The sequence below is a fragment of the Streptomyces sp. NPDC036764 genome, from assembly GCF_055609385.1.
Window position 1 is genome coordinate 1,841,921 of the sequence record NZ_JBVJPT010000001.1, and the last position, 26,007, is coordinate 1,867,927.

The following is a 26,007-nucleotide window of genomic DNA, read 5'->3' on the forward strand; positions in this document are numbered from 1 at the left end:
GGACGAAGGGGAGCCAGTGAATTTCGGCGATCTCGGGGCACCTCGTGCCCGGGCGGCACTGCGGCACGTCGCGGCCTCCTCCGCGGGGCCGGCCCTCGACCCCGACGTGCGCATCACCCTCAACTTCCACCCGGACCGGCTGGTGCGGGGCGTGCCGATCCTGCGCGCGCTGGCCGAGGACGGCACGTACCACTCGCAGTTCGTCACCGGCACCAGCAACGGCGGACTCACGGCCCACCCGGGCGGCGACCGGTGGCGCTGGGAGAGCCGGATCTTCGGCGGGGCGTACGACGAGGCGAGCGCACCCGAGCGGCCGGTGTACGGTGCGCTGAACTTCCGGCGCCAAGTCGTCGGCGCCGCCCCGCGGTTCGGCTCCTCGCACTTCCGCCTCACCGGCGAGGCCCTCGCCCGCGCCACCTTCTGCTACCCCGACAGCGCGGCCGAACCGACCGACTTCGGGGTCGCCGCCGGCCTGCATCTGCTCGCCCTCGCGGAGGCCGATGACCGGGACGCCCTCGACGACTACGTCGAGGCGCAGATCCATGGCGGAGTCGTCCTCTCACGTGACGTGGAGGCCGTCGTCCTGGACGCCGGCTACCGCGGCACCCGGGTCGAGACCGCGGCCCGCCTGCTGCCCTGCCCGGTCGAATGGCACCCCGGCTACCGCCTCACCGTGCCCGAACTGCGCCGCCACGCGGAGTACCGCGGCCAGGAGTACGTCGACCTGGGCGCCCGGATCGCCGAGGACGGCCGTGTCGACCCGCGCGTCATCGGGGACGCCGCGCGCACCGGACGGTACGAGCTCCAGGACCTGAAGAAGGTCTGGCACACCCTGGCGCGCTTCGGTGCCCCGGAAGGTGCGGGCACGGCCTACTCCGGCCCGGCCGAGGCGGTGGGCGCCGGCGGCCACACGCCGGGGGCGAGCACGCCCAGCGCATAGGCGCGGGCGACCAGTTCCGTACGGTTGGCCGCGCTCCACCGTGCCGTCAGGCGCCGCAGGTGGTAGTTCACGCCGTCCACCGTCAGGTCGGTCTCCCGGGCGGCCCGCGCAGTGGTGGCGCCCCCGGCGAGCAGCGCCAGGATGCGCGCCTCCATCGGCGTGACCCGCGTGGGCGGCGTTTCGGGAGACGGCTCGCGCTCACCCAGGACACGGAGCATCACCAGCAGCGCCGGCGTGTCCTCCACGGTGTCGCTCACCGGGTCCGCCGTGAGCTCCCCGTAGCGCTCCGCACCGTCGGGAGCCTGCCAGCGCACCGACACCTGATAGCGCGAACGGTGTCGCAGCCGCAGCGCCTCGGCGATCCGCTCGACCTGCGTCGCCTCCTGCGGCCGGAACAGCTCCAGCACATCCCGGCCGCGCAACCGCCCCGGGGTCGTACCGCACTCCGCGGCCATCGCCGGATTGGCGAGCTGGACCGCGCCGTACACATCACAGACCGCGACCGGCACGGAGACGCGGTCGAACACCATCAGGGCGCGATTGCGCCACACGACGGCCCCCGGATGGGTCCAGTCCATCAGCACCTCCGGAGACCCGGTGCAAGAGCGAGTCATTGCTGCGCACTACATAATCATCTAGTGCAGTCAAAGCTAAATACCCAGGTCAGAGGCTAGATTTCGTGATCAATTACCTCTGATGTCTCACAATCTCTCACACGGCGCTTGTGTCGCCTCCCTGCGAGCGCCGCGTCATCAGCCCCGAATCGAGGGCCTCAGCGGCCTGTGGGAGGTTCCAGGGAGACGTGGACGTAGTACTTCTTGGTGACGCCCGCGTTGGCATGGCCGGCCTGGGCCGCCATGACGACATCCGGGACCTTGGCTTACTGAGGCCGGCTCTTCAGGGTGACGAATTTGGTGATCTCGCTGATGGGTAGTCACGATGGGCTGTAGACCACTGGCTGTGCGATATGCGGATGGTGGCGGGCTGACGGCCGAGGGGCGTGCGCGCCGGGAGGCCGGCGAGCTGTTCGCCCAGGGAGTCAAGCCGCCCGAGGTCGCCCGGCGGCTGCGGGTGAGCCGAAAGTCGGCCTACCAGTGGCATCGAATATGGAGGAACGAAGGGTCGGCGGTGCTGACCTCCCGCGGGCCGGGCGGGCGACGCACTCGGCTTTCGCCGTACTGTCTGGCCCGGCTGGCCGAGTACCTCGACCAAGGTCCGGCCGCCCACGGCTGGACAGAGGACCAGGTGTGGACCGCCGGCCGGGTGGCCATACTGATCGGACGGAAGTTCCACGTCTCCTACAGCGTCTCGGGCGCGACCCGGCTCATGCACAGCCTGGGCTTCAGCCCGCAGATGCCGGCGCGGCGGGTGGCCGAACGCGACGAGCAGGCCGTGACCGTCTGGAAGGAGGCGACCTGGGCGGAGGTAAGAGCGCCCGGGCGGCCTGCGGGGGCTGGATCTGCTTCGAGGACGAAGCGGGGTTCACCCGTCGGCCGCTCAGAGGCCGAACCTGGGGACGGCGCGGGACCGCACCGGTCGTGACAGTCAGCGGCCGTCGCTCCGGACGGCTGTCGGTGGCCGGTCTGATTGCCGTCCGCCCCGGGGGCGCGGACCCGGTTGTGCCACCGACTGCGTGCACACGCCGGCCGGAAAGGCGAGCGCCGCAGCATGGGCGAGCGCGACTGCATCCGGTTGCTCGATGGCATCCATCACCTGGTCAAGGCGCCGATCGTGCTGGTGTGGGGCCGGTTGAACACCCATGTCTCGCACGCGATGCGCCAACTGATCGCCGCGCGGGAGTGGCTGACGGTGTTCCTGCTGCCGGCCTACGCACCGGAGCTGAATCCGGTCGAAGGTCTGTGGGCGCACGTCAAGCGCAGTCTGGCCAACCCCGCCTCGGTCGCCCTCGACCGGCTGGAGACGCTCGTTCGCAACCGGCTCAAGCCGCCTGCAGTACCGGCCCGACCTCCTCGACGGCTTCTTCACCGGAACCGGACTCTGCCTTGAGCCACCGGCGCCCCCTGAAGCGCCGACCTCAGTAGTTGCCGAAGCGATGCGCTGATCGCTCCATGCTCCGGCCCCACGCTGCAGTCATACGGACGCGGTCGTCATGCCGTCCTGAGCGGCCATGCCGGCTCACCTGTGTTCATCCTGGTGCACTGCCCAAGGTGCCCGACCGGGAGCGCGAACATAACGTGCACACATGGGAGCGATGGGTAGCGGCCCGGTCGGAACGGGGCCTCGTGATCGGCAGCCTCCGCCGAGCTCACGAGACCGGCACGGCCATCCTGCGTACGGTGCGTGCCGAGGGGCCGACGCGGGCCAGCGGGTGTTCGCATGCTGAAGAAGGCCCTGATCGCGCTGGGCATCGTCCTGGTCCTGCAGAGCCTGTTCGCACTCTGCCTGGTCAGCGCGCTGCAACTGCTCGTGCTGCGCAACACCCCGTTCGGGGTGACCGGCGCGTCCCCGGTCGTGAACGCGGTGGGCGCAAAGGTGTCACTGGATACCCGCCGCTATGGTGACGAGTCCGCGGTGATGGAGGCGATCGGCCAGAGCAAGCTCTACGGCGCCTACCTGCCCGGCCAGGCGAGCGACACCCTGATCGTCGTCCCCGCCAAGAGCTTCTTCGGCCGTGTGGAGCTGGAAGCCGCGTTCGAGGACGCGGCCAAAAAACTCGACAGGCCCCTGACGGTGAAGACCGTCAAGCCGCTGCCGAAGTACGACCGCCTCGGCGGCGTCTCCGGGCTGTTGCTGATCCCGCTGCTCATCGGCGGCTACCTGGCGGCTGTCCTGCTCCTCAAGGCGACCAGAACCGCGGCGGCCCCCTGGCACGTGGCGATGCTCGTCGGCTACTCGGCGGCGGGCGCCCTGCTGACCGACCTGATCGCCGGGCCGGGGATCGGCGCCTATTCCAACAGCCACTTCTGGCCGCTGCTGCCGTGCTTCATCCTGATCGCCGCCTCGGTCACCCTCGCGGCCGCCGCCTTCCAGCGCCTCCTCGGACCACCAGGCACCCTCGTGGTCGCCACACTGTTCATCATCGTGGGCGGCTCCGCTGCCGGCGGCGTCGGCATCACCCTCCTGCCCGACTACTGGCAGCACCTCGGCGCCGCCTTCCCGCCCCAGCACGCCATCACCCTGGTGCGCAACGTCATCTACTTCAACGGGAACAACATCACCACACCGTTGATCGTCCTGGGTCTGTACGCGCTGGCCGGTGGCATCGTCATCGGCTACCTGGGACGCTGGCGGCCCGTCAAAAGGGTCGGCGCACCCACACCCGCCGACGCGGCCGATGCCCCGGCCACGGGTCCGAAGACGGCCGTCCGGGTCCTCGTCGCGCTGGCGATCGCCGCTGTCGTGCAGTGCCTGTTCACCGTCAACTACATCAGCTCGGCGCACGAACCCGTCGCGACCGACATGCCGTTCGGTGCCACCGGCCAGTCCCCGCTCCTGGCCGCGACCCAGCAGAACCTCTCCCTCAAGGTCACCCAGTACCCGAACGAGCAGGCGGCAAAGGACGCGATCGACCGGGCCGAGATCTACGGAGTACTCATCCCCGGCCAGACATCGAACACCCTGCTCGTCGTCCCCACCCTCAGCGACGTCGCTCCCCTCGACCTGGCGGCGAACTTCGAGGTCGCCGCGAAGAAGCTCGGGCAGCCGCTCAGCGTCCAGCAGTACGCGCCGCACCCGCTGGCGAAGAAGGACCCCTTCGGCCTCGTCGAGTCGCTGATGCTCGTCCCGCTGCTGGTCGGCGGCTACATGTCCTCGACCATGCTCAGAACCGTCACCGGCAGTGCGACCGGACGCCGACGCCTCACCGCCCTCCTCGGCTTCTCCGTCCTGGCCGGCCTCTCGGTCAACCTCGTCGTAGGCCCCTGGCTCCAGGGCTACCCCCTGGAGAAGTTCTGGATCGTCTGGCCGATCCTCTCGCTGATCGTCGCAGTCGTCGCCCTCGTCGCCGCCGTCCTGCAAAAGCTCCTCGGAGCCGCCGGGACACTCGTGACCGTCATCGTGGTCATGCTGTTCGGCAACCCCTCCTCCGGAGGGGCGAACGGCGTCCCGTACCTCCCGGCGTTCTGGCGTGACATCGGCCCGTTCCTGCCGCCCCGGAACGCCTACATCCTGCTCCGCAACACGATCTACTTCGACGGCCACGGCACCACGCAGGCACTCGTCGTCCTCCTGGTCTACCTGACACTCCCGGCGATCGCCCTCGCCCTCCTCGACAGGTTCCGCACCCCCGAGATCCCCCTGACCCGCGAAACCGAAGCCGAAGCGACCGCACTGACCGTCCCCGTCGGCGGCCTGCCTTAGGCAGCACCGGCGCATGCCGATTTTCGTGTCACCCTGAAGTGCCGACCTCAGTAGAGGGACATGCAGGCGTGGTTCCTGGGATGGCGTGTCGTCAGGGCTGTGCCCGTCTCGGCAGCGTGACCACCTGTACGTCCCGGTCGACGGCTGGCCGCCGATGGTCCACCCGGCGGCCTGAGAGCCTCTCTTGCGCGATCAGGACGCGAAGGAGCCCCGGTCGGTCTGCGACGGGGGCACAGGCCGACCGGGCCGGTAGGTGATTCAGACGTGGGCGCGGACCAGGAGCGTGCCGATCGTGCGGGGACCGGGCGGGGCGGGCAGGACGCAGGCCGTGGGCGCGGTGAAGCCGTGCTCGTGCAGGATCTCCACCCACTGCTAGGGCTCGTAGTCCCAGCGCTTCACCACCATCGGGTCCTCGTCGGCGCCGCGCGGGATGTACGACGCCTGGCAGCCGTAGCAGCCCTCCACCGGCGGCCGCTGCGAGAACACCAGCCGGCCGCCCGGGCGCAGCCGCTCGCGCACGACGGGCAGCAGCAGGCCCGGGTCGGTGAACCACACGGCCCCGTACACCGAACAGGCCGCGTCGAACGGCTCCCTGGGACCTTGCAGGTAGGCAATCGCCTCCGTGTGATGCAGTTCCAGCCCCGGCACCTCGCCCCACCGGTGGCCGGCCGCACGTAGCTGCACGTGCGACATGTCCACGCCGACGGCCTGCATGCCGAGCGAGGCCATGTGGACCGCATTGCCGCCCTTGCCGCAGCCCAGATCCAGAACGCGCCCGCCGGCGGTCAGGCCGAGCAACTCGGCGCCCGGGCCGTGGTCTTCGTACTGGGTCCAGTTGAACCAGGTCGTCTCACCGCGGGAGTTCGTCTGCCGGCGTTCGGGCCGCTGCCGCGAGTCAATCTGTCGTCGAGCAGGGGGATCGGGTCGATGGTGCCGACTGTGGGCTCTAATGCGATGGTCACGTGATCCTCCTGTAGTGGACGTCCGCCTCTGGGTGTGAGGCGGGGCCCGCTCGCCTTCGTGTCGCGAGGACTGGGGTGCTGGAAGGCGAGCGGGTGTTCGTGTGGCGGTCGCCCCCGTCGGGGGAGCGGCCGCGGTCATCCCGCTGGCGCCGCTGCCGGGAGCGGGCGTCTACCAGCCGTTCGGGGCTGAGGCCGTTCCGGGCAGCCGGAGCCGCACTCGTAGACCTCGATGCTCAGGTCGTAGGCGCCGCTCGAACCTGCGGCGCGACCGGCGGACCGGGCGCCGTTGGTCAGATCGGTGTGGCACCAGCAGCACCGCCAGCCGTCGAACTGCGCTCGGGTGAGTCCGTCGACGGGTGGCGGCGTGGGCCGCCAGGTCACGGGCGGTCGGCGAGCGGGAGGAGGTCGTAGGCGTGGCGGCAAGAGGCGCACGCGAAGTGACTGCCGGCGGTGCCGGGTCCTGAGCCCTGCTCGATGACGCCGATGAGGCGTACGCCGCGCGTTGCCCTGATGCCAGGCGCACCGGCCGTATCCCGTGGGGGTGTTGGCGAGGGGGGCGGTCTGCGCATTCTCCGGCATGTCGACTCCAGCCAGTCGGCCAAGCCCGGGGCCGTTCGCGCGGCCGCCGGGGTCAATTGTCCCGGCCAGCGTCTTGTGACAGATGGTGTCGAGGCGATCCCCTACCGGCAATCTCACGGTGAGATGGAATCCCATCCTGCGCGCGATACGGGGGGCCCGCGCTATGGGGCCCGCGCTGGAGCCGATCCAACTGCCCGACTGGGCATGGGAGCGCGCCGAGGTCCGTCAGGCGCTGAGAGCCCGCGACGTGGGCGCCGTGTTCCGGCACGCCCAGCAGTACGCAGGCGCCAGCCAGGCCCGTATCGCCACGGCGACCGGCATGACGCAGGCCCGATTCTCCGAGATCATCAGCGGCCGCCGCGTCACCCGGCTCGACGTGTACGAGCGGATCGCCGACGGCCTCCACATGCCCGACGACGCCCGCCACCTCCTCGGTCTCGCCGCCGGACGTGAGCGCCGAACGGGCGGACCCGCGTTCGACCTGGCGGCGTTCCCCGAAGTCGTGCGCGTCTACGCCGCGCAGCACTCCGCAGCCGAGGAGATCCAGCAGCAGGCGCGTGAGGCCACGGAGTTGGACGTCCTCGCCGTGCGCGGCCTCGGACTGATCGGCCTCAACGATTCGCTGTTACGTGCCTGCCTGCCCGCGAAGAGGGCGGCAAGGGTCTCCGTGTCCGGGTCGCTCTCCTCGACCCCGACAGCGACGCCCTGGCGCGGCGTGCGGCCGAGATCGGGGAATCCGCCGAGTCCCTCGCGTCCGGGGTACAGCTCGCTGAGGCGCGGCTGCGGGAGCTCGCCCGGGCGGGCGACGTCAGTGTGTGGCGGTATCAGATGCTGCCGACGTGGCGGCTCATCCGCACCGACGGGACCATGTTCGTCGGCGCGTTCGACGCTGGGTGGGAAGGGCACGAGAGCGCGATGTACAAGGTGATGGAGACGCCGCACGGCCCGCTGTACCGCGGCTTCAGGCGGATGTTCGAGGCAGTCATCGACGGCGCGCAGCGCACGATCTGACGAGGAGGGAACCGCAGGTGATCGAGGCGGAGTTGAAGGCCCGCGTTCACGCACCCGAGCAGGTCATGCGCCAGTTGGAGGCGCGCGCCGCGGCGAGGGTCGAGGTGTACCAGGACACGTACTACGACCGGCCGGACGGCTCGCTGGAGAAGGCCGGCGAGGAGCTGCGGGTGCGCACGGTCCACGGCGCCGGCGGCACCAGCACGGTCCTGACGTACAAGGGCGCGGCGGTCGACGAGGAGTCAGGTTCGAAGCCCGAGCAGGAGACCCGGGTCGAGGACGCCGAGCAGACTCACGCCATCCTCCGCGGCCTCGGGCATGTGGTGCTGATCGCGTTCGAGAAGCGGTGCCGGAACTACGACTTCACCGCGCACGGCCGGAGCATGCTCGCCACGCTGGTGCGGGTGCCGGAGATCGACGGCACGTTCCTGGAGGCCGAGACCCTCGTCGACGAGGACGACGTGCCCGCAGCACTCGACGACATCCGCGCGGTCCTCGCCGAGCTCGGCATCGACGCGGCGGACCTGACGCGGGAGACGTACACGGGCGCTGTGGCTGCGCAGCGACGCTGAGGTAGCGCGGGGGACTGGCAAAGCCCCCAGGCAGCCCGCCGCAGCCGCGCTGAGGGCCTCGCGCTACGCCTTCGGGACCGCCCACTCCACCGGCTCATCCAGATCCCCTGGCGAGTACAGCACCCGCTCCGCTCGGCTGAACTCCTCCGGCACCTCGAAGAGGACGTGCCCTCGCACACAATCGCCGTCCCGCACCTTCGCCTCCAGCGGGTACACCGGCTGCGGCAGACCGCCCCCACTTACGTGCATCGGCTCCATCCGTGCCCCGTCCGAGTAAGCCAGCGACCATGCGAACGGACTCACTTCAATAGGCTCGCTCCCGCGGTTGCAGACCTTCACCTCGACGGTCGCGAACTTCTGCCCTTCATTGAGGATCCCCTCCGGAGTGGGCACGTTCGTGTCCTTGTAGGTGAGCGCGCTGCCCGAGAACTTCTTGCCGTCCGCGCTGATGTCGACGGTGTCGCCGAGCCGGTAGGTCTCCGGGGTGGGCGACGGGCTGGGGCTCGGGGTGGGGCTCGCCGACTCGGTCGCGGAGGCCTTCGCGACGGTCGGCTGTCCCTCATCGTCGGAGGCGCAACTGGTGGTGAGGCCGGCGAGTAGCAGGCAGGCGGCAATGGCGGTGCGGGTGCGCATGGTTCCCCCAGGGTCTTGCGTGTTGTAGAGGGCATCATGGGCGCCGATGAGCATGGTGCGGAGGTATGTGTCCGTGCTGTGCCCCGTGTGGGTGACGTTCTGCCCTACTTGCCGATGTTGATCTTCTCGTTGTCGAGGAGCGCCGTGTGCGTCGCAGCCGTGATGATCTACAGGGCCAGAAGCAGCCCGGAGAACGGGCTGGTGCCGTCACCCTCCGGGTCCAGGGCGGTCGCGATGACGAGGAACGCAGCCGCCGCGTACACCTTGACCAGGACGGTCTTACGGGCACGCCCCTTGAGCGTCACTCGGGTCTCACGGGTGCCGCCGGCGACGGAGGCACCGCCGAGCGGATCGGCGCCGATGCGCACGTCGGCGGCCCGGACGGCGTCGAACTCTGACCTGGACGTTGCGTGGCCCCACGGGCTCCCGCAAGCCCTGTTGGACGCTCTCGACTACATAATCATGTAGTTCCGGCGCTCCGGCGAGCGGGACCCGTCGACCAACCTGGATCGCAGTCTTCCCGTACCGCGAAAGGCAGTTGGTCGCCATGCCCCCCACCGCGCTCGACCCGCAGACCGCAGACCTTCTCCCCGGCGTCCCCGTCGCCGACATCTCCGCCACCGGACCCGGCGGCACCCCCGTGCAGCAGGCCATGGAGCTGATGCGCGAGCGCGGGCCCGTGTTCGTGCGGCGGCTGTACGGGCGGGACGCCCTGTTCGTGGGCGACCTGGACCTGGTGGCCGAGCTCGCCGACGAGCGGCGGTTCGCCAAGCACGTCGGGCCCGGTCTGGAGAACGTCCGCGAGTTCGCCGCGGACGGCCTGTTCACCGCGTACAACGACGAGCCCAACTGGGCCAAGGCGCACGACATCCTCATGCCCGCCTTCGCGCTCGGGTCGATGCGCACCTACCACCCCGTGATGCTGAAGGTGGCCCGCCGGCTCATCGAATCCTGGGACCGCGACGCCCGCGCCGGACGGCCGGTGAACGTCCCCGACGACATGACCCGCATGACCCTGGACACCATCGGGCTCGCCGGGTTCGACTACGACTTCGGCTCCTTCGAGCGGCCCGAGCCGCACCCCTTCGTCGAGTCGATGGTCCGCTGCCTGGAGTGGAGCATGACCCGGCTCGCCCGGGTCCCCGGCCGGGACTACTCGGCGGCCGACGCGGCCTTCCGGGACGACGCCGCCTACCTCGCCCAGGTCGTCGACGACGTCATCGCCGCCCGCACCGGCACCGACCAGAGCGCCGCCGAGGACCTCCTCGGCCTGATGCTCACCGCCGCGCACCCCGCCGACGGCACCACCCTCGACGCCGCCAACATCCGCAACCAGGTCATCACCTTCCTGATCGCCGGCCACGAGACCACCTCCGGCGCGATGTCCTTCGCGCTGTACTACCTGGCCAAGCACCCGACGGCACTGGAACTGGTACGGCGGGAGGTCGACGACCTGTGGGGCGACCGGGCCGACCCGGAGCCGGCGTACGACGAGATCGGCAGGCTGACGTACACCCGCCAGGTCCTCAACGAGGCGCTGAGGCTGTGGCCGACGGCCGCCGTGTTCTCCCGGCAGGCCCGCGAGGACACCCTGCTCGGCGGACGCATCCCGCTGCGCGCCGGACAGGCCGCCCTCGTGCTCACGCCGATGCTCCACCGGCAGCCCGTCTGGGGCGACAACCCCGAGCTGTTCGACCCCTCACGCTTCACGGCCGAGGCCGAGGAAGCCCGGCCGGTGCACGCCTTCAAGCCCTTCGGTACGGGTGAACGCGCCTGCATCGGGCGGCAGTTCGCGCTGCACGAGGCGACCATGCTGCTGGCGATGCTCGTCCACCGCTACCGGCTGCACGACCACGCCGACTACCGCCTCACCGTCAAGGAGACCCTCACCCTCAAGCCCGAGGGCTTCACCCTCACCCTGACCCCGCGCACCCCCGCCGAGCGCAGCCACGCCACGCTGCCCGGAAGCGTGCCGGCGGAGGTACCCGGGGACACCGAGACCACGTCGCTGCCCGCCCGCGTCCGCCCCGGCACCCGTGCCCTCTTCCTGCACGGCAGCAACTACGGCACCTGCCGGGAGTTCGCCGCGTCCCTCGCCGACGAGGCCGCCGCCGTCGGCTGCGAGACCGAGATCGCGCCCCTGGACGCCTACGCCGGCGGCCTGCCCACCGACCGGCCCGTCGTGATCACCGCCGCCTCCTACAACGGCCGCCCCACCGACGACGCCACCGCCTTCGCCGCCTGGCTGGAGGACACGCACGGCCTCAAAGACGTGAGCTACGCCGTCCTCGGCGTCGGCGACCGCAACTGGGCCGCCACCTATCAGCAGGTCCCCACCCGCATCGACGACCGTCTCGCCGAGCTCGGCGCCACCCGCCTCCTCGACCGCGCCGCCGCCGATGCCTCGGGCGACCTGACCGGTGCCGTCCGCGGCTTCACCGCCCGCCTGCGCACCGCCCTGCTGGAGCGGTACGGCGACCCCGACGCGGCCGCCACCGCCGACGAGCCCAAGGCCGCGTACGAGGTGCGCACCCTGACCGGCGGCCCGCTGGACGCCGTCGCCGAACGCCACGGACTCCTCCCCATGACGGTCACCGGGGCCCACGACCTCACCGCGCCCGACCACCCGCGCCGCAAGCGCTTCGTCCGCCTCGCCCTCCCGGACGGCGTCACCTACCGCACCGCCGACCACCTCACCGTGCTGCCCGCCAACAACTCCGCCCTGGTCGAGCGGTTCGCCTCCGCCCTCGGCCTCGACCTCGACACCGTCCTGGACATCCGCGCCGCCCGCCCCCGCCGGGACGGCCTCGCCATCGACCGGCCCCTGACCGTACGCCAACTCCTCACCCACCACGTCGAGTTGCAGGAGCGCCCCGGCGCCACCCAGCTCTCCGCGCTGGCCGCCGCCAATCCCTGTCCGCCGGAGCGCATCGCGCTCACCGAGCTGCGCGACGACCCGCGCACCCTGGTCGAGGTCGTCGAGGACTTCCCCGCCCTGCGCGGCGCCCTGGACTGGCCCACGCTCCTCGACCTCCTCACCCCGCTGCGCCCGCGCCACTACTCGGTCTCCTCCTCGCCCGCCGTCGACCCGGGCCACGTGGACCTGATGATCTCCCTGCTGGAGGCCCCGTCCCGCTCCGGCAAGGGGGTCCACCGAGGCACGGGATCCGGCCACCTCACCGACGTCCGCCCCGGCGACACGGTGTACGCCCGGATCCAGCCGTGCCGGGAGGTCTTCCGCGTCGACGTCGGCGCACCGGTCGTGATGGTCGCCGCGGGCACCGGCCTCGCCCCGTTCCGCGGCGCCGTCGCCGACCGCACCGCGGCCCTCGCGGCCGGCACCGAACTCGCCCCCGCCCTGTGCTACTTCGGCTGCGACGCCCCCGACGCCGACTTCCTGCACGCCGAGGAGCTGCACGCCGCGCAGGCGGCCGGAGCCGTCTCGCTGCGCCCCGCCTTCAGCGACGCCGGAACCTTCGTCCAGCACCGCATCGCGGCCGAGGCCGACGACGTCTGGGAGCTGCTCGGCGCCGGCGCCCGCGTGTACGTCTGCGGCGACGGCTCCCGGATGGCGCCGGGCGTGCGGGACGCCTTCCGTACGCTGTACCGGGACCGCACGCCGGGCGCCGACGACGCGGCGGCCGAGCGGTGGCTGGACGCGCTGATCGCGGACGGCCGCTACGTGGAGGACGTCTACGCGGCGTAGGTCACAATGGGAGTCGGTCCGAACACGGCGGGGGACCAGGGCTGATCCGGAGGGAGCCGCATGGCGGGGCGTAATGGGCGCACGGTACGGGACCTCAGGCGGGGCAACCGTACCGCGGTATTGCAGCGCCTCTACTTCGACGGCCCCCTCAGCCGCTTCGAACTCGGTCCGGCCACCGGACTCAGCTCCGGCTCCGTCAGCAACGTCGTCGCCGAGCTGATCGCCGACGGCCTGGTCGAGGAGGCCGGCAGCGTCGACTCCGACGGCGGCCGGCCCCGCATCCTGCTGCGCGTCGCCCCGGGCAGCGGTCACATGATCGGCGTCGACGTCGGCGAGACCCGGGTGCGGATCGGCCTGTTCGACCTGACCCTCACCGAACTCGCCCGCGCGGAACGGCCGTTGACGCGCGAGCGGTACGAGGTCGAGGGCATCGTCGGACACATCCGCGACGGCATCGCCGAGGTGCTCGCGGAGGCCGGCATCGGCCCCGGACGGCTCCTCGGCGTCGGTATCGGCGTCCCCGGCATCGTCGAGGACACCGGCGACCTCGGCGCCGTGGTGCACGGCCAGACCATCGGCTGGGACGCCGTACCGCTGGAGAAGCTCCTGCGCGACGGCACCCAGCTCCCCGACGACGTGCCCTACTTCATCGACAACGGCGCGCGGACCCTCGGCCAGGCCGAGATGTGGTTCGGCGGCGGGCGCGGCGCCGGAAACGCCGTCGTCGTCCTCTTCGGCTCCGGCGTCGGCGCCTGCCTGGTCACCCCCGAGGTGGAGCACGGGCGGGCCGTCGAGTGGGGGCATCTGACGGTACGGGTCAGGGGGCGCCGCTGCCGCTGCGGTGCCCTCGGCTGCCTGGAGGCCTACGCGGGCGCCGAGTCGCTGCTCGACCGCTGGCGCGAGCAGGGCGGGAGCGTGCCGGAGGGCGCCGACGAGGAGACCGCGCTGACGGCGATGCTGGCCGGCGCGTATCCGGCCGAGGGCCGCGAGGCCGACCCGGTGGCCGTCGCCGTGCTGGAGGAGACCGCCGAGTACGTGGGCGCCGGCCTGTCCGACCTGATCAACCTCTTCCAGCCCGAGCGCATCCTGATCGGCGGCTGGGCCGGTCTCCAGCTCGGCGCCCGCTTCCTGCCCGCCGTACGCCGGCACGCGGCCTCCTACGCCCTGCGGCATCCCGCCCACAAGGTCACCATCGACCTCGGCAGGCTCGGCCCGGACGCGGTCACCGTAGGCGCCGCGATCCTGCCGCTCGCCGACTTCTTCGCCCACGGCGGCCGCCGCGCCGAGCCCGCTCCCGAGGCGCCGTCGCCGTCCCTGCCCACGGCGGTGGCGGAGCGGGTGCCGCACTGACGTTTCGCCGTCGGCGGGGACGGTACTCGCGGTCCCTCGGGGGCGATACGAGGGAGGTGCCACCATGGCCGACGGTCGTGGAGGAACAGCCGGCCGCACGAGCGCGCCCGTGCCGAGGGATCTGCCGGACCAGCAGGCCGACACGGTCGAGGATCCGTGGGAGGTGCCCGTCGAGCCCGCCGACGACGCCACCGAGGCGGACGACGTGCCCGACACGGACGAGGCGGGCACGGGCCGTCAGGGGGCTCGGCAGGGCGGCGCGGTCCACTCGGAGCATCCAGCCCCCGAGGAGTCGACGGGCTGAGTCAGCCCACCTTGCGCCCCCGCATCGGCTCGGTGGCCGCGCCCTCGCCCCGCTGGAGGCCCTGAAGGAACTCCTCCAGCACCTCGGGCGCGGTGCGCTGGGGATGCCAGCCCAGCTCCATACGCGCGCGCGTGCAGTCCATCAAGGGCAGCCTGAGGACCGCGTCGAACAGATGCGGTGAGGCGGGCAGCAGATGCAGCCCCCACGCCGCGGCGACCGCCGACCGTGCCGCCGTGCGTGGGAGCCGCAATGGGCGAGCCCCGAGCAGCTCGCCCAGCAGGGCCGCGTCGACCGGTGGGTCGGCCGCGAGATTGAACGCGCCCCGGACGTCGGACTTCGCCGCCAGCAGGTACGCCCTCGCCGCGTCGTCGGTGTGCAGAGCCTGCACCCGCAGTCCCGGGATGTCCGGCAGGAACGGCAGCAGGTCCGGACGGGCCAGTGGACCCGGCAGGAAGCGGCCGCCGAAGATGCGGCGCTGCTCGCTCGCCGACTCCCGCTTGAACAGGAACGCCGGCCGCATCCGCACCACCCGTACCCGGGGATGGGCGCGGTCGAAGGTGTCCAGCACCCGCTCCAGGTAGGCCTTCTCCCGGCAGTACGCGGCGTCCGGCCAGCCGTGCGTCGGCCAGGACTCGTCCACGGCGTGGTCCTTCGGGCCCGGTGAGTAGGCGCCGACCGACGACGCGTGGACCAGCTTCGGCACCCTGGCCCTGACCGCCGCCTCGAACACATGGAGGCCGCCGAGCACGTTGGTCCGCCAGGTCGTCGCCGGATCGTGCGTCGGCTGGAACGCCCAGGCCAGGTGGATGACGGCCGAAGCGCCCGCGAACAGCTCCGCCAGGTCGGCCCGGTCGGCGGCCAGATCGACCGCCGTCCAGTCGGTCTTCGGCGGTGACCAGTCCGGGATCCGGCGGGCCAGTCCCAGGACGGAACCGACCTCCGGATCCTCCGAGAGGAGTCGCACCACGCTGGTACCGACATTGCCGGTGGCGCCGGTGACCACGATCCTTCGGGCCGCTGCGCTGCTCACCTGCGGCTCCTCCCGGGGAGGGGACGGGAGCCTACGAGTACCCCGATTCGGGGCGTTGGCACGCCGTACGTCCCCGGGCGGGCTACGCGGCGAACGCGTCCACGCCCGTCAGCTCCGCCGACAGTGCCCACAGCCGCGCCGCCTGCTCCGGGTCGGTCGCCCAGTCCTTGACGCCACTGCGCTCCTCGCCGTCGACGGCGGGCTCGGCGATGTCGCAGTCCTCCAGATAGACCCCGCCCATGCCGTCGAGCTGCGGGGACGTCGCGGCCCACACCTGCGTGGCCGCGCCCTGCGCGGGGCTCTTGAAGCCCTCGGGGTTCAGTACGTTGCCCTGCTCGTCGATCCAGCCGCGCTGCACCATCTCCTCCTTCGGGAGGTGGCGCTGGAGCGGGGTGATGATGCCGCCGGGGTGCAGCGCGAAGGCCCGCACGCCGCGGCCGGCCGCGAGGCGGTCGAGGTGGACGGCGAACAGGACGTTCGCGGTCTTGGCCTGGCCGTAGGCCTGCCACTTGTCGTAGCCCTGCCGCCACTGCACGTCGTCCCAGCGGATGCCGGAGAAGTGGTGACCGCGCGAGGACACGGACACCACGCGGGCGCCGCCCGGCTCGATCGCCGGCCACAGGCGGTTGACCAGCGCGAAGTGACCGAGGTGGTTGGTCGCGAACTGCGCCTCCCAGCCGGGCCCGACGCGGGTCTCCGGGCAGGCCATGATCCCGGCGTTGTCGATCATGAAGTCGATCGTGCGGCCGGAGGCGAGGAACCGCTCGGCGAAGCCGCGCACGCTCTCCAGGTCGCCCAGGTCCAGTTCGTCCACCTCGACACCGTCGAGGCCGGCCAGCGCCTCCTCGGCGGCGGCCCGGCGGCGGGCGGGGACGACGACCCGCGCGCCCGCCTTGGTGAGGGCCCGGGTGGTCTCCAGACCGAGTCCCGAGTAGCCGCCGGTGACGACCGCGAGCTTCCCGGTCAGGTCGATGCCGTCGAGAACCTCGTCGGCGGTGCTGTTCGCCCCGAAGCCGGAGCCGATCTTGTGCTGTGCAGTGCTCATGTCCAAAACGCTACGAATTGGAGTGCTCTCGAAGTCAAGCCGAGCCGTGGACACGCCTTCGGGCAAGAGAAAGCCCCGGCCGGACGGGGGGTTCCGGTCGGGGCGGTCAGAGGTGGGCACGGATGGCGGTCGCCTCTCGGCGAAAGGCTCCACAGGGCTTCAGCCGAACGATCTTCCCTGTGGGCGAATGGTGAGGCCCGGGGACACTGTCCCATCCGCACCCACGGCTGGTTCAACGGAAAACTACCGGCGGGTGTTCCTGCGCCCGCCGCGAGACGCGGTGATCTGCGTCACGCGCGGGAGCGCGCCTCGCAACGCCACTTCTCTCGCCCTCACTTCTCGCGCGTCCAAGCCAGCAGCTCGTCCGCGGTCCAGGTGGTCAGGACCCGCTCGGCGGGCACCCCGCACTCCTGCGCGCGGGCACAGCCGTAGCGCTGCCAGTCGAGCTGCCCGGGGGCGTGCGCGTCGGTGTCGACGGAGAACAGCACGCCCGCGTCCACGGCCCGGCGCAGCAGCCGCCGGGGCGGGTCCAGCCGCTCGGGCCGGCTGTTGATCTCCACCGCCGTAGCGGACTGCGCGCAAGCGGCGAACACCTCGTCCGCGTCGAACTCCGACTCCGGCCGGCCCCGCCCCGTGATCAGCCGTCCGGTGCAGTGGCCGAGGATGTCCGCGTGCCGATCGCGTACGGCGGTGACCATCCGGCGGGTCATCGCGCGGGCCTCCATACGCAGTTTGGAGTGCACGGACACCACCACGACATCGAGCCGCTCAAGCAGCTCGGGTTCCTGGTCGAGGGAGCCGTCCTCCAGGATGTCGCACTCGATGCCGGTGAGCAGCCGGAACGGCGCCCAGGTCGCGTTCAGCTCCGCCACCACGTCAAGCTGCTCCCGCAGCCTGTCGGCCGACAGCCCGCGGGCGACGGTCAGCCGGGGCGAGTGGTCGGTCAGCACCGCCCACTCGTGGCCGAGTTCGGCCGCCGTGCGGCCCATCTCCTCGATCGGGCTGCCGCCGTCGGACCAGTCGGAGTGCAGATGGCAGTCCCCGCGCAGCAGCTCCCACAGCGGCCCGCCGTCGGGCGGCTCGGCCTCCGGCCGGTCCTCCAGATCCGAGAGGTAGCCGGGCACCTTTCCGGCCAGTGCCTCCCGCACCACCTGCGCCGTCTTCGGCCCGACGCCACGAAGCGACTCCAGCGTCCCGGCCTCGGCCCGCGCCCGCACCTCGTCCTCGGGCAGCTCCGCCAGGACCCGGGCGGCCGTACGGAAGGCACGTACGCGATAGGTCGGCGCCAGGGACCGCTCCAGCAGAAAGGCGATCCGGTCCAGCGCCCGCACGGGATCCATCGCCACCTCCACCTCCAGGGTTCCCCCGCCGCGTCGCCCCCGCACGGCGGGCGGGCGGTTCGGCGATCTTCGCGACCCCTTGCGGGGGTGGCCTGGAGGGTTCGTCGACGCGTGTTGCGCTCTACGCTCTATTCATGACCGAAAGCGCGAGTCCGCACATCACACAACCGCGGATCATGGTGCTCGGGGTTCAGCCGGGCACGCCTCCGTTCCGCATCATGGAGATCGACGGTATGGTCGTCGGTTCGGCGAGGGCCGTCACCGACGTTCTGGAGACCGCCGCCCTCTACGGCATCAGCGTCCACGACCTGGACGACCCGGACGTGATCCGCTGGGTCGGCGGCGACAAGTTCACCTGGCATCGCCACTAGCCGGACCGGTCAACCGACCGTCCACTTCTGGTTGCCGGCGCCGGTGCAGGTCCAGATCTGCAGCCGGGTGCCGTTGGCCGAGTTGTTCCCGGTCACGTCGAGGCACTTGTCGGCCTGCGGATTGACGATGTCGCGCGCCGCCGTGACGGTCCATCTCTGATTCGGTCCGCCGGTGCAGTCCCACAACTGGACGGTCGTACCGTCCGCCGTGCCGTTGCCGGTGGCGTCCAGGCACTTGCCGAGCGCGCGGAGCGTGCCGTCCGAGCCGACGGTCCACTGCTGGGCGCCGCTGCCGTTGCAGTCGTAGAGCTGTACGGGCGTGCCGTTGGCGGAGCTCGCCCCGGCCACGTCCACGCACTTGCCGGCCAGCCCCCTGATCGCGCCGCCGCCCGCGCTGTCCCCGGTCGTCACCGAGACGTGGTCCACCACGAGCTGCTGCGGGAACACCGTGGAGCCGTCCGGGTCGCCCGGCCAGTAGCCGCCGACCGCGAGGTTCAGGATCAGGAAGAACGGCTTGTTGAAGACCCACTGCCTGCCGCCCAGGTCGGCGGGCGTGCGCCGCTGGTAGACGTTGCCGTCCACGGACCAGGTGATGGAGTCCGGCGCCCAGTCCACCGCGAAGGTGTGGAAGGCGTCGGCGAAGGCCTGGCCGCCCGGCAGCGAGTAGCCGGCGCCTATGCCGCCCGACCCGGAGTAGCCGGGGCCGTGGATGGTGCCGTGCACGGTCGACGGCTCGAAGCCGACGTTCTCCATGATGTCGATCTCGCCCGAGTCCGGCCAGTTCACCGGTGTGCCGAGCATCCAGAACGCGGGCCACATGCCCTGTCCCCGCGGCACCTTCATCCGGGCCTCGATGTGCCCGTACTGGGCGGTGAACTTGCCGGAGGTGTTGAGCCGGGCCGAGGTGTACTGGCAAGTGCCGTACCAGCACTGGTAGTTGGCGGGGTTCTCGCGGCGGGCCGTGATCACCAGGTGGCCCTGGCCGTCCAGCGCCGCGTTCTTGTTGCCGGACGTGTAGTACTGCCGCTCATGGTTGTTGACGTTGTCGCCGGTCTCGATCTGCCACTTCGACGAGTCGACCGCGGCACCCGCGGCCCCGTCGAAGTTGTCGGAGAACGTCACCGCGGCGGCCGAGACCTCGGGCGGTTCCGCCTGGGCGGGCCCGATCGCGGCGGACGCGACCAGGGCGGCGGACAGAGCGCCGAACAGAACCCTGCGGAGCAGGCGTGGGGAGGCCATCGTGCTCCCTTCCTTGCGGCGCCCCGATGGACGGGTGCGCCGGCCGTGGTGGGGGGTGAAGGTGTCGCCACTTGATTTAAGGAGTGAGGAAAGGGGGCGTCAATACCTTGGTACGGACCAGTGATGGGGGAGGGCTGGCAACTGTCCGCGTCAAGCCGTTCTGTCCGGAACATGCGGCGTGCGACCCCACCACAGGCCACCGTGACCAGCACGCGCGGACACGGCCATTGGCTCCAGTAGCCGTCGAAAGCACCCGGCCCTCCGACATCTGGCCAGATCAGACGTGATGTCCGCAGCCACCCTTCGTCCACCGCCGAACTGTTGGATTCCTAGGCTTCTCGCCATGGACGCCGCACATATCGGCGAGCTGCTCGCCGTCCTGGGCGCCGGCACAGCCGCCGGTGCCGTCAACGCCGTCGTCGGGTCGGGCACGCTGATCACGTTCCCGGTGCTGCTCGCGACCGGCCTGCCGCCCGTCACCGCCACGGTCTCCAACGCGCTCGGCCTGATCCCCGGCTCGATCAGCGGAGCCATCGGGTACCGGCGCGAACTGCGCGGCCAGCGCCGGCGCATCCTGAAGTGGGGCGCCGGCGCCCTGTTCGGCGGGCTCACCGGCGCGACGCTGCTGCTGTCCCTGCCCGCCTCGGCGTTCGAACGGATCGTGCCGGTCCTGGTCGGGCTCGCCCTCGTACTGGTCGTCCTCCAGCCGCTGATCAGCAGGGCAGTGCGCAACCGCCGAGTCCGTTCGGGGCGGCCCGCGCGCCCCGACGGCGGCCCCCTGCTGCTCGTCGGGCTGACCCTGGCCAGCGTCTACGGCGGCTACTTCGCGGCCGCCCAGGGCATCATCTACGTCGCCCTGATGGGCATGCTCCTCGACGACGGCCTGCAACGCCTCACCGCGGTCAAGAACGTGCTCGTCGCCGTGGTCAATTCCGTCGCCGCGCTGTTCTTCCTCGTCGTCGCCGACTTCGACTGGACGGCCGTGGCGCTGCTAGCGGTCGGCTCCGCGGCCGGCGGCCACTTCGGAGCCACCCTGGGCCGCCGGCTGCGTCCCGCCGTTCTGCGCGCGTTCATCGTCGTGGTCGGCACGGTCGCGATCGTCCAGCTTGTGGTGCGCTAGGAGGAGCGGGGCTCGCGCGTGTGCACCACGCGGCTCAGCCGCCGTCCCAGCAGCAGGTAGCCGACCAGCGCACCGGTCGTGTTGAGAATGACGTCGTCGACGTCGAAGGCCCGCCCCGTCACCAGCGCCCCCTGCGCGAACTCGACGAGGAGCATCACCGTCGCCGTCAGCAGCAGCACGCGCAGGACGCCGCGCGTCCTCGGGGCCACAACGGGAACCAGGACGCCGAACGGAACGCCCAGCAGCACATTGCCGCCGATCTGCCGCACCGCGTCACGCAGTTCGGGCTGGTCCAGATAGGCCCGCAGCGTGCTTCCCGGCCGCAGGTTGGTGTGTGTCAGGGCCTCCGACGCGGGCGAGGGCTGAAGGGTCAGCTTCGCCAGTACGACGGCGAAGGCGACCATGAACGTGAAGGCGCACAGCATCGCCAGCGCACGCGCCACGAAGCGCAGCGGACCCATCCCGGAACGCCGGGCGGGCCGGGACTTGTCCGGGCGAGCGGACTTGGCCGAGGTTTTCGACGGCTTGGCGGCGCCCTTCGACGGCTTGGCGGAGGCTTTCGACCTGACGGGGCTCTTGGACTTCGCCGAGCCCTTCGGATCGGCCGAGCCCTTCGACTTGGCACCACCGCCCTTCGACTTCGTGCCGCCGGCGGACCTACGGCCTCCCGTGGACTTACGGCCACCTGCGGACTTGCCGCCCACCGAGGACGACTTGCCGATGACTGCGGACAGGAGAGTGCCGGGGTGCAACGCGGCACGCGAATGTGGGGTTCCACGGGCCATGCGATCCTCCAGTCTTCAACTTCCGTTAGTAGTAAGCGGGTTACCCCGGACTGGCGATGCGATGCCCGCCGGGTGCCCGGCCGCTCGTGTCCCTGTCCGGTTTCCCTTCATTCGGCACGGGTTCCTCTGCCTCGGCCCGCCCCCCCCGGAGACAGGTGGTCTCGCACGCCGTCAACGAGGCCGGGCTCCGGCGTGGTGCCGGCACCACGCCGGAGCCCGGCACGTGTGCTGTGGGTCCTGGTGGGCGCCACCGTGCTCGGCGCGCCGGCCCTGACCGGCCTCCCGGGATAGGGGTCAGGCCGCGTACGTCACCTTCACCTCCTTGAAGCCCAGGGAGTGCAGCAGCCCTTCGAGCATGTCGCTCGTGTTGGTCTCGGCACGCGCGGTCAGCCCGCTTTCCTTGGCCGCGTCGCCGATGTGCCGCACCGCCAGTTTCTGGACGGCCTGTTCGCTGTTCGGGTTGTCCGAGAAGAGGTCGCCGAGGCGGTCGAGCAGCCCGCGCTGCTTGGAGACGGCGTAGGAGCGGTCGGGGTCGAGGGACGGTTCGCCGAGGGCGGCGTGCGGCAGACGGAGTGTGGCGGACGTACGGTCGTCGTTGACCGAGACGTCGTCCTCGCCGACCTTTCCGAGGTCGACGTAGGCGTCCACGGTGCCCGCGCCGACATACAGCGTGCGGGAGCCGCGGATCGCGTCGGGCAGGAACTTGGCGTCCTTCTCCAGATCCACGACGATCTGGAAATTGCCGGAGGCGGCGTCGTAACGGCTCATGTCCTGGATGGACTGGAGCAGTGCCGGACCGGAGCGGTCGTTGGTCTCGGTGCCGAACAGGTCCTTGAGGCCGGGGAGCACGCTCAGCCGGATCCCGGCGAAGAAGACGACGAGCACGAGTACCAGGGCGCTCACCGCCTTCACCCAGCCGGGCATGCGCTTGTTGATGCGCTTGATGGAAGTCGTCATGTCGACGTTCCTCCTTCCCTACGTTTCGGAGTACCCCCAAATCCCTTGCCGGACCTGTCGGTTGGCCGATTGCCGCCCCTGACGGGAGCAGGGGCGGCGCACTGGCGGAGCAGCGGAGGGCGAGACGACGCGCGCATGCGTGGGCAGCAACGTTTCTGCTGAGGTAAGTAGCATGAGTCCGCCATCCGGAATGATCATGCGAGGAGCGGATCGTGCGAGAGATCGCCGTGTTCAGCGGTAGTGCCCACCCAGAACTGGCGGCGGAGGTCTGCGGCCATCTGGGGGTACCGCTCAGCCCGACCCAGGTCAGCCGGTTCGCCAACGACTGCCTGGAGGTGCAGCTCCAGGCGAACTGCCGGGAGCGGGACGTCTTCCTGATCCAGCCGCTGGTCAGGCCGGTCCAGGAGCACCTCGTAGAGCTGCTGCTGATGTGCGACGCGGCACGTGGGGCGTCCGCGAGCCGGATCACGGTCGTCATGCCGCACTACTCCTACGCCCGCTCCGACAAGAAGGACGCGCCCCGTATCTCCCTCGGCGGCCGCCTCGTCGCCGACCTGATGGTGGCGGCCGGCGCGAGCCGTGTTCTCGCCATGACCCTGCACTCACCCCAGGTGCACGGCTTCTTCACGGTGCCGGTCGACCACCTGCACGCGCTGCGCGAGCTCGCCGCGCACTTCCGGCGGTACGACCTGTCCCGCACGACCGTCGTCTCCCCGGACCTCGGCAACGCCAAGGAGGCCGCCGCGTTCGCGCGGCTGATCGGCGCCCAGGTCGCCGCCGGCGCCAAGCAGCGGTTCGCGGACGACCGGGTCAGCATCAGCTCCGTCATCGGAGAGGTGACCGGACGCGACGTCATCATCCTGGACGACGAGATCGCCAAGGGCAGCACCGTCCTGGAACTCCTCGACCGGCTGCGGGAGTTGGGCCCGCGCTCGATCCGCGTCGCCTGTACGCACGGTCTGTTCGCGGGCGGCGCGCTGAAGCGGATCGGCGAGCAGCCGGACGTACAGGAGATCGTGTGCACCAACACCGTGCCGATCGCGGCGGCGGAGCGCACCGGGAAGCTGAAGGTCCTGTCCATCGCCCCGGCGTTGGCCGAGGCCGTGCGCCGCATTCACAACGGGGAGTCCGTCAGCGCCCTGTTCGACGCGCCGGGAACCGAGTAGGCGGGCAGGCGGCGGAGCCGGGCTCGGCATCGCCCGGCCCTCATAACGTGCCGGAGGCCTCGGGCTGGCCGAGCGCCGCGTCCGGTGTCGGATGCGGCGGAAGCAGGCGGTTCAGGCCGGTGATCCTGAGCACGCGCAGGGTCAGCGGGTGGGTGCAGACCAGGTGAAGCTGCCCGCCGTGGTCGTGGGTCCGGCTGAGGGCTCGGTACAGCAGGCGCAGGCCGGAACAGTCGAAGAACTCGATGCTCCGCAGGTCGATCACGATCCGCGCCTCGGGATGCGCCGTCACCCGGTCCAGATAGGGGGCGATCTCCACTGCGGCCGCGATGTCGATCTCGCCGAGGAACTCCAGCACCGTATGGTCGCGGTGCCGGTGGACGCGCAGATGCCGGCTGAACGGAGCAGGATCCTGCTGCACGACGACATCGCCTCCAACCAACCCGTTCACATGCGTGGGGCACCTCAAATCCAGTCCCCGCACTGCAAGTTACCCTCGATTGAGCGAATCTGAGCATGTTCGATTGACATATGTCTTCGAATTGCGACAGATGCTTCGCGTGATGTGCGAGGCGTGATTACGACAGCGCGTGCCAGGCTCTGGAGAGTGCCTGGCGGAACTGCTCGGTCTGATGAGCCGTGAGGTCCCGCACCATCCGCTCCTCCAGTTCCCGCACCGGCCCTTCGTGCCGCGCCAGCAGCTCACGGGCGGTGTCGGTCAGCAGGATCAGCAGCTCGCGCCGGCTCTGCGGATTGCGCTCCCGGCGCACCAGCCCGCGGGTCTCCAGGCTCCGTACGAGATCGGCGATCGACTGCGCCGTGACGAAGGAGTCCCTGGCGAGCTGGGCGGCCGACAGTCCGTCGTGCCGCTGGAGCACGGTGAGTGCCGTGTACTGAAGCGCGGTGATCCCGGACGGCTTGACCAGCTCGTCCAGGTGCGAGCGCACCACGAGCTCCACCTGTTTAACCATGTAGAGGAGCGACGGCGGTGCCTTGGCTGCCTGGGCGTCGAGCATGAGTTCAGCTTAGAGCATTGACAGGAAACCTGTCCGTAAAGAGACTGCGGACAAACAGGAATCCTGTTGGTTGAAAACTTGGCGATGAGGCTGAGGAGTGGCGATGACCACCTTGGAGATCGAACCCGGTCGGCTGTTCATCGGGGGCAGGTGGCACGACGCCGCCGACGGAGCGCGCACCGAGGTGGTCGACCCGTCCCGCGGCACGGTCCTCACCACCGTCGCGGACGCCGGCGCCGCCGACGTGGACGCGGCCGTGCTCGCCGCTCGGGACGCCTTCGACGACGGCGCCTGGTCCGGGCTGAGCGGCCGGGAACGCGGCCGGGTGCTGCACCGGGTCGCCGAGCTGATCCGGGAGAACGCCGACCGGATCGCCGAACTGGAGAGCCTTGACGTCGGCAAGCCGATCACGCTCGCGCACGCCGTCGACATCACCAACGCGGCCAACGACTACGAGCACTTCGCCGCTCTCGCCCATGCCCTGGACGGCGCGGTGCGCGACACCCCCATGAACGCCCTCGCCTACGTCCGGCGCCGGCCGATCGGAGTGGTCGCGGCGATCACTCCGTACAACTTCCCGCTGATCCTCGCCGGATCGAAGATCGCCCCGGCGCTCGCGGCCGGCAACACGGTGGTCCACAAGCCGGCCGAGGAGACGCCGCTGAGCGCCCTGTACATGGCCGACGTCTTCAAGCGGGCCGGCGTCCCCGACGGCGTGGTCAACGTCGTCACCGGCGGGCCCGCGGCCGGTGAGGCGCTGCTGCGGCACTCCGGCGTGGACAAGATCGCCTTCACGGGATCGACCGCCGTCGGCCGGAAGGTCGCCGCCGTCGCCGGCGAGGCCCTCAAGCCGGTCACCATGGAGCTCGGCGGCAACGCGGCCCACGTCGTCTTCGAGGACGCCGACCTGGAGAAGGCCGTCGGCGCGATCATCAAGGGCTTCGTCTTCAACACCGGGCAGTTCTGCATGGGCGGACCCCGGCTGCTGGTGGCGCGCCAGGTCTACAGCACCCTGCTCGGCATCCTCGCCGACGCGGTGCCCGGCGTCCCGGTCGGCGACCCGCGCGCGGCCGGGACCGTGGTCGGCCCGATGGCGGGCGAGCGGCATCTGCGCAAGGTCGAGGAGTACGTAGAACTGGCCCGCAAGGAGGGCGGCACCATCGTCTGCGGCGGTGAACGGCTCGATCTCGACGGCGGCTACTACTACAAGCCCACCGTCATCGCCGACCTGCCGAACGACTCCCGGGTGATCCAGGAGGAGATCTTCGGCCCGGTCCTCACCGTCCAGCCCTTCGACTCCGAGGACGAGGCGGTCGAGCTCGCCAACTCGACGCCGTACGGCCTGGCCTCGGGCGTGCAGACTGGGAATCTGGCCCGCGCCCACCGGGTCGCCGACCGGCTGGACGCCGGGATCGTCTGGGTCAACGACTGGGCGATGCTCGACCCGGCGGTCCCCTTCGGTGGAGTCAAGGACTCGGGCTTCGGCCGCGAGTACGGGCCCGAGGCGCTGGACGCCTACACCACCACCAAGTCCGTCGTCGTCTCGCTCGACTGAGCGCACCGC

23 protein-coding genes and 1 pseudogene are annotated in these 26,007 nt (G+C 71.1%); 12 read left to right on the top strand and 12 right to left on the bottom strand.

Annotated features, from left to right (window positions below):
* Positions 1 to 16 precede the first annotated feature (16 nt).
* Entirely contained in the window at positions 17 to 940 is a 924-nt protein-coding gene (locus tag ACZ69Q_RS07300) for a DUF3626 domain-containing protein (RefSeq protein ID WP_471037730.1), read from the top strand.
* On the opposite strand, the gene ACZ69Q_RS07305 is transcribed toward ACZ69Q_RS07300, so the two are convergent.
* On the bottom strand, positions 871 to 1,518 hold the full coding sequence (locus ACZ69Q_RS07305) for a PAS domain S-box protein (RefSeq protein ID WP_471037733.1): 648 nt from the start codon (positions 1,516 to 1,518) through the stop codon (positions 871 to 873). The genes ACZ69Q_RS07300 and ACZ69Q_RS07305 overlap by 70 nt on opposite strands.
* A 382-nt stretch (positions 1,519 to 1,900) precedes the next feature.
* Between ACZ69Q_RS07305 and ACZ69Q_RS07310 the strand changes: the two are divergent.
* Positions 1,901 to 3,002, top strand: a pseudogene (locus tag ACZ69Q_RS07310) (IS630 family transposase).
* Positions 3,003 to 3,277: 275 nt separating this feature from the next.
* A complete protein-coding gene (locus ACZ69Q_RS07315; protein ID WP_471037736.1) occupies positions 3,278 to 5,260 on the top strand; it encodes a hypothetical protein in 1,983 nt (660 codons plus the stop codon).
* Between the two features lie 372 nt (positions 5,261 to 5,632).
* Here the strand turns inward: ACZ69Q_RS07315 and ACZ69Q_RS07320 are convergent, their stop codons facing one another.
* A complete protein-coding gene (locus ACZ69Q_RS07320) occupies positions 5,633 to 6,058 on the bottom strand; it encodes a class I SAM-dependent methyltransferase (RefSeq protein ID WP_471037739.1) in 426 nt (141 codons plus the stop codon).
* A gap of 906 nt (positions 6,059 to 6,964) precedes the next feature.
* Here ACZ69Q_RS07320 and ACZ69Q_RS07325 point away from each other — a divergent pair.
* A complete protein-coding gene (locus tag ACZ69Q_RS07325; protein WP_471037743.1) occupies positions 6,965 to 7,729 on the top strand; it encodes a helix-turn-helix domain-containing protein in 765 nt (254 codons plus the stop codon).
* 100 nt (positions 7,730 to 7,829) lie between these two features.
* Positions 7,830 to 8,384: a class IV adenylate cyclase gene (gene cyaB / locus ACZ69Q_RS07330; RefSeq protein WP_471037747.1), complete on the top strand. Its 555-nt coding sequence runs from the start codon at positions 7,830 to 7,832 to the stop codon at positions 8,382 to 8,384.
* Between the two features lie 63 nt (positions 8,385 to 8,447).
* On the opposite strand, the gene ACZ69Q_RS07335 is transcribed toward cyaB, so the two are convergent.
* Both ACZ69Q_RS07335 and ACZ69Q_RS07340 read right to left on the bottom strand, forming a co-directional pair.
* The gene (locus ACZ69Q_RS07335) at positions 8,448 to 9,017 is read right to left on the bottom strand and encodes a DUF4352 domain-containing protein (protein WP_471037751.1); all 570 of its coding nucleotides are present in this window, start codon (positions 9,015 to 9,017) and stop codon (positions 8,448 to 8,450) included.
* A gap of 167 nt (positions 9,018 to 9,184) precedes the next feature.
* Complete coding sequence (locus tag ACZ69Q_RS07340; RefSeq protein ID WP_471037756.1) at positions 9,185 to 9,385, bottom strand: hypothetical protein; 201 nt, start codon at positions 9,383 to 9,385, stop codon at positions 9,185 to 9,187.
* Positions 9,386 to 9,564: 179 nt separating this feature from the next.
* Between ACZ69Q_RS07340 and ACZ69Q_RS07345 the strand changes: the two genes are divergently transcribed.
* The 3 genes from ACZ69Q_RS07345 (at position 9,565) to ACZ69Q_RS07355 (ending at position 14,377) form a co-directional block, all read left to right on the top strand.
* Complete coding sequence (locus ACZ69Q_RS07345; RefSeq protein ID WP_471037762.1) at positions 9,565 to 12,723, top strand: cytochrome P450; 3,159 nt, start codon at positions 9,565 to 9,567, stop codon at positions 12,721 to 12,723.
* A 60-nt stretch (positions 12,724 to 12,783) separates the two neighbouring features.
* On the top strand, positions 12,784 to 14,073 hold the full coding sequence (locus ACZ69Q_RS07350) for an ROK family protein (protein WP_471037767.1): 1,290 nt from the start codon (positions 12,784 to 12,786) through the stop codon (positions 14,071 to 14,073).
* 64 nt (positions 14,074 to 14,137) lie between these two features.
* On the top strand, positions 14,138 to 14,377 hold the full coding sequence (locus ACZ69Q_RS07355) for a hypothetical protein (RefSeq protein ID WP_471037771.1): 240 nt from the start codon (positions 14,138 to 14,140) through the stop codon (positions 14,375 to 14,377).
* Position 14,378: 1 nt separating this feature from the next.
* On the opposite strand, the gene ACZ69Q_RS07360 is transcribed toward ACZ69Q_RS07355, so the two are convergent.
* From ACZ69Q_RS07360 to ACZ69Q_RS07370, 3 genes are all read right to left on the bottom strand, one after another.
* Positions 14,379 to 15,407, bottom strand: a complete 1,029-nt coding sequence (locus ACZ69Q_RS07360) for an SDR family oxidoreductase (RefSeq protein ID WP_471037775.1) — start codon at positions 15,405 to 15,407, stop codon at positions 14,379 to 14,381.
* Between the two features lie 82 nt (positions 15,408 to 15,489).
* Positions 15,490 to 16,452 (bottom strand): SDR family NAD(P)-dependent oxidoreductase, encoded by a 963-nt coding sequence (locus ACZ69Q_RS07365; protein ID WP_471037780.1) that lies wholly within the window; start codon positions 16,450 to 16,452, stop codon positions 15,490 to 15,492.
* Between the two features lie 332 nt (positions 16,453 to 16,784).
* A complete protein-coding gene (locus ACZ69Q_RS07370) occupies positions 16,785 to 17,792 on the bottom strand; it encodes a PHP domain-containing protein (protein ID WP_471037784.1) in 1,008 nt (335 codons plus the stop codon).
* Positions 17,793 to 17,926: 134 nt separating this feature from the next.
* On the opposite strand from ACZ69Q_RS07370, the gene ACZ69Q_RS07375 reads away from it, so the two are divergent.
* On the top strand, positions 17,927 to 18,163 hold the full coding sequence (locus tag ACZ69Q_RS07375) for a hypothetical protein (protein ID WP_471037788.1): 237 nt from the start codon (positions 17,927 to 17,929) through the stop codon (positions 18,161 to 18,163).
* A gap of 9 nt (positions 18,164 to 18,172) precedes the next feature.
* Here ACZ69Q_RS07375 and ACZ69Q_RS07380 read toward each other — a convergent pair whose 3' ends face one another.
* Positions 18,173 to 19,402: a ricin-type beta-trefoil lectin domain protein gene (locus tag ACZ69Q_RS07380; RefSeq protein ID WP_471037794.1), complete on the bottom strand. Its 1,230-nt coding sequence runs from the start codon at positions 19,400 to 19,402 to the stop codon at positions 18,173 to 18,175.
* A gap of 343 nt (positions 19,403 to 19,745) precedes the next feature.
* Between ACZ69Q_RS07380 and ACZ69Q_RS07385 the strand changes: the two genes are divergently transcribed.
* Entirely contained in the window at positions 19,746 to 20,522 is a 777-nt protein-coding gene (locus ACZ69Q_RS07385; RefSeq protein WP_471037798.1) for a sulfite exporter TauE/SafE family protein, read from the top strand.
* Here the strand turns inward: ACZ69Q_RS07385 and ACZ69Q_RS07390 are convergent.
* Together ACZ69Q_RS07390 and ACZ69Q_RS07395 are read right to left on the bottom strand one after the other, a co-directional pair.
* The gene (locus tag ACZ69Q_RS07390; protein WP_471040127.1) at positions 20,519 to 20,983 is read right to left on the bottom strand and encodes a VanZ family protein; all 465 of its coding nucleotides are present in this window, start codon (positions 20,981 to 20,983) and stop codon (positions 20,519 to 20,521) included. The two genes, ACZ69Q_RS07385 and ACZ69Q_RS07390, sit on opposite strands and share 4 nt — an antisense overlap.
* Positions 20,984 to 21,601: 618 nt before the next feature.
* Positions 21,602 to 22,264: a DUF4230 domain-containing protein gene (locus ACZ69Q_RS07395; protein ID WP_471037805.1), complete on the bottom strand. Its 663-nt coding sequence runs from the start codon at positions 22,262 to 22,264 to the stop codon at positions 21,602 to 21,604.
* Between the two features lie 212 nt (positions 22,265 to 22,476).
* Between ACZ69Q_RS07395 and ACZ69Q_RS07400 the strand changes: the two genes are divergently transcribed.
* Complete coding sequence (locus ACZ69Q_RS07400; RefSeq protein ID WP_471037811.1) at positions 22,477 to 23,430, top strand: ribose-phosphate diphosphokinase; 954 nt, start codon at positions 22,477 to 22,479, stop codon at positions 23,428 to 23,430.
* 40 nt (positions 23,431 to 23,470) lie between these two features.
* Here ACZ69Q_RS07400 and ACZ69Q_RS07405 read toward each other — a convergent pair whose 3' ends face one another.
* A complete protein-coding gene (locus tag ACZ69Q_RS07405) occupies positions 23,471 to 23,848 on the bottom strand; it encodes an anti-sigma factor antagonist (protein ID WP_471037817.1) in 378 nt (125 codons plus the stop codon).
* Positions 23,849 to 24,005: 157 nt separating this feature from the next.
* Positions 24,006 to 24,443, bottom strand: a complete 438-nt coding sequence (locus ACZ69Q_RS07410; RefSeq protein WP_471037822.1) for a MarR family winged helix-turn-helix transcriptional regulator — start codon at positions 24,441 to 24,443, stop codon at positions 24,006 to 24,008.
* Positions 24,444 to 24,546: 103 nt separating this feature from the next.
* On the opposite strand from ACZ69Q_RS07410, the gene ACZ69Q_RS07415 reads away from it, so the two are divergent.
* On the top strand, positions 24,547 to 25,998 hold the full coding sequence (locus tag ACZ69Q_RS07415) for an aldehyde dehydrogenase family protein (RefSeq protein ID WP_471037826.1): 1,452 nt from the start codon (positions 24,547 to 24,549) through the stop codon (positions 25,996 to 25,998).
* Positions 25,999 to 26,007: the final 9 nt, after the last annotated feature.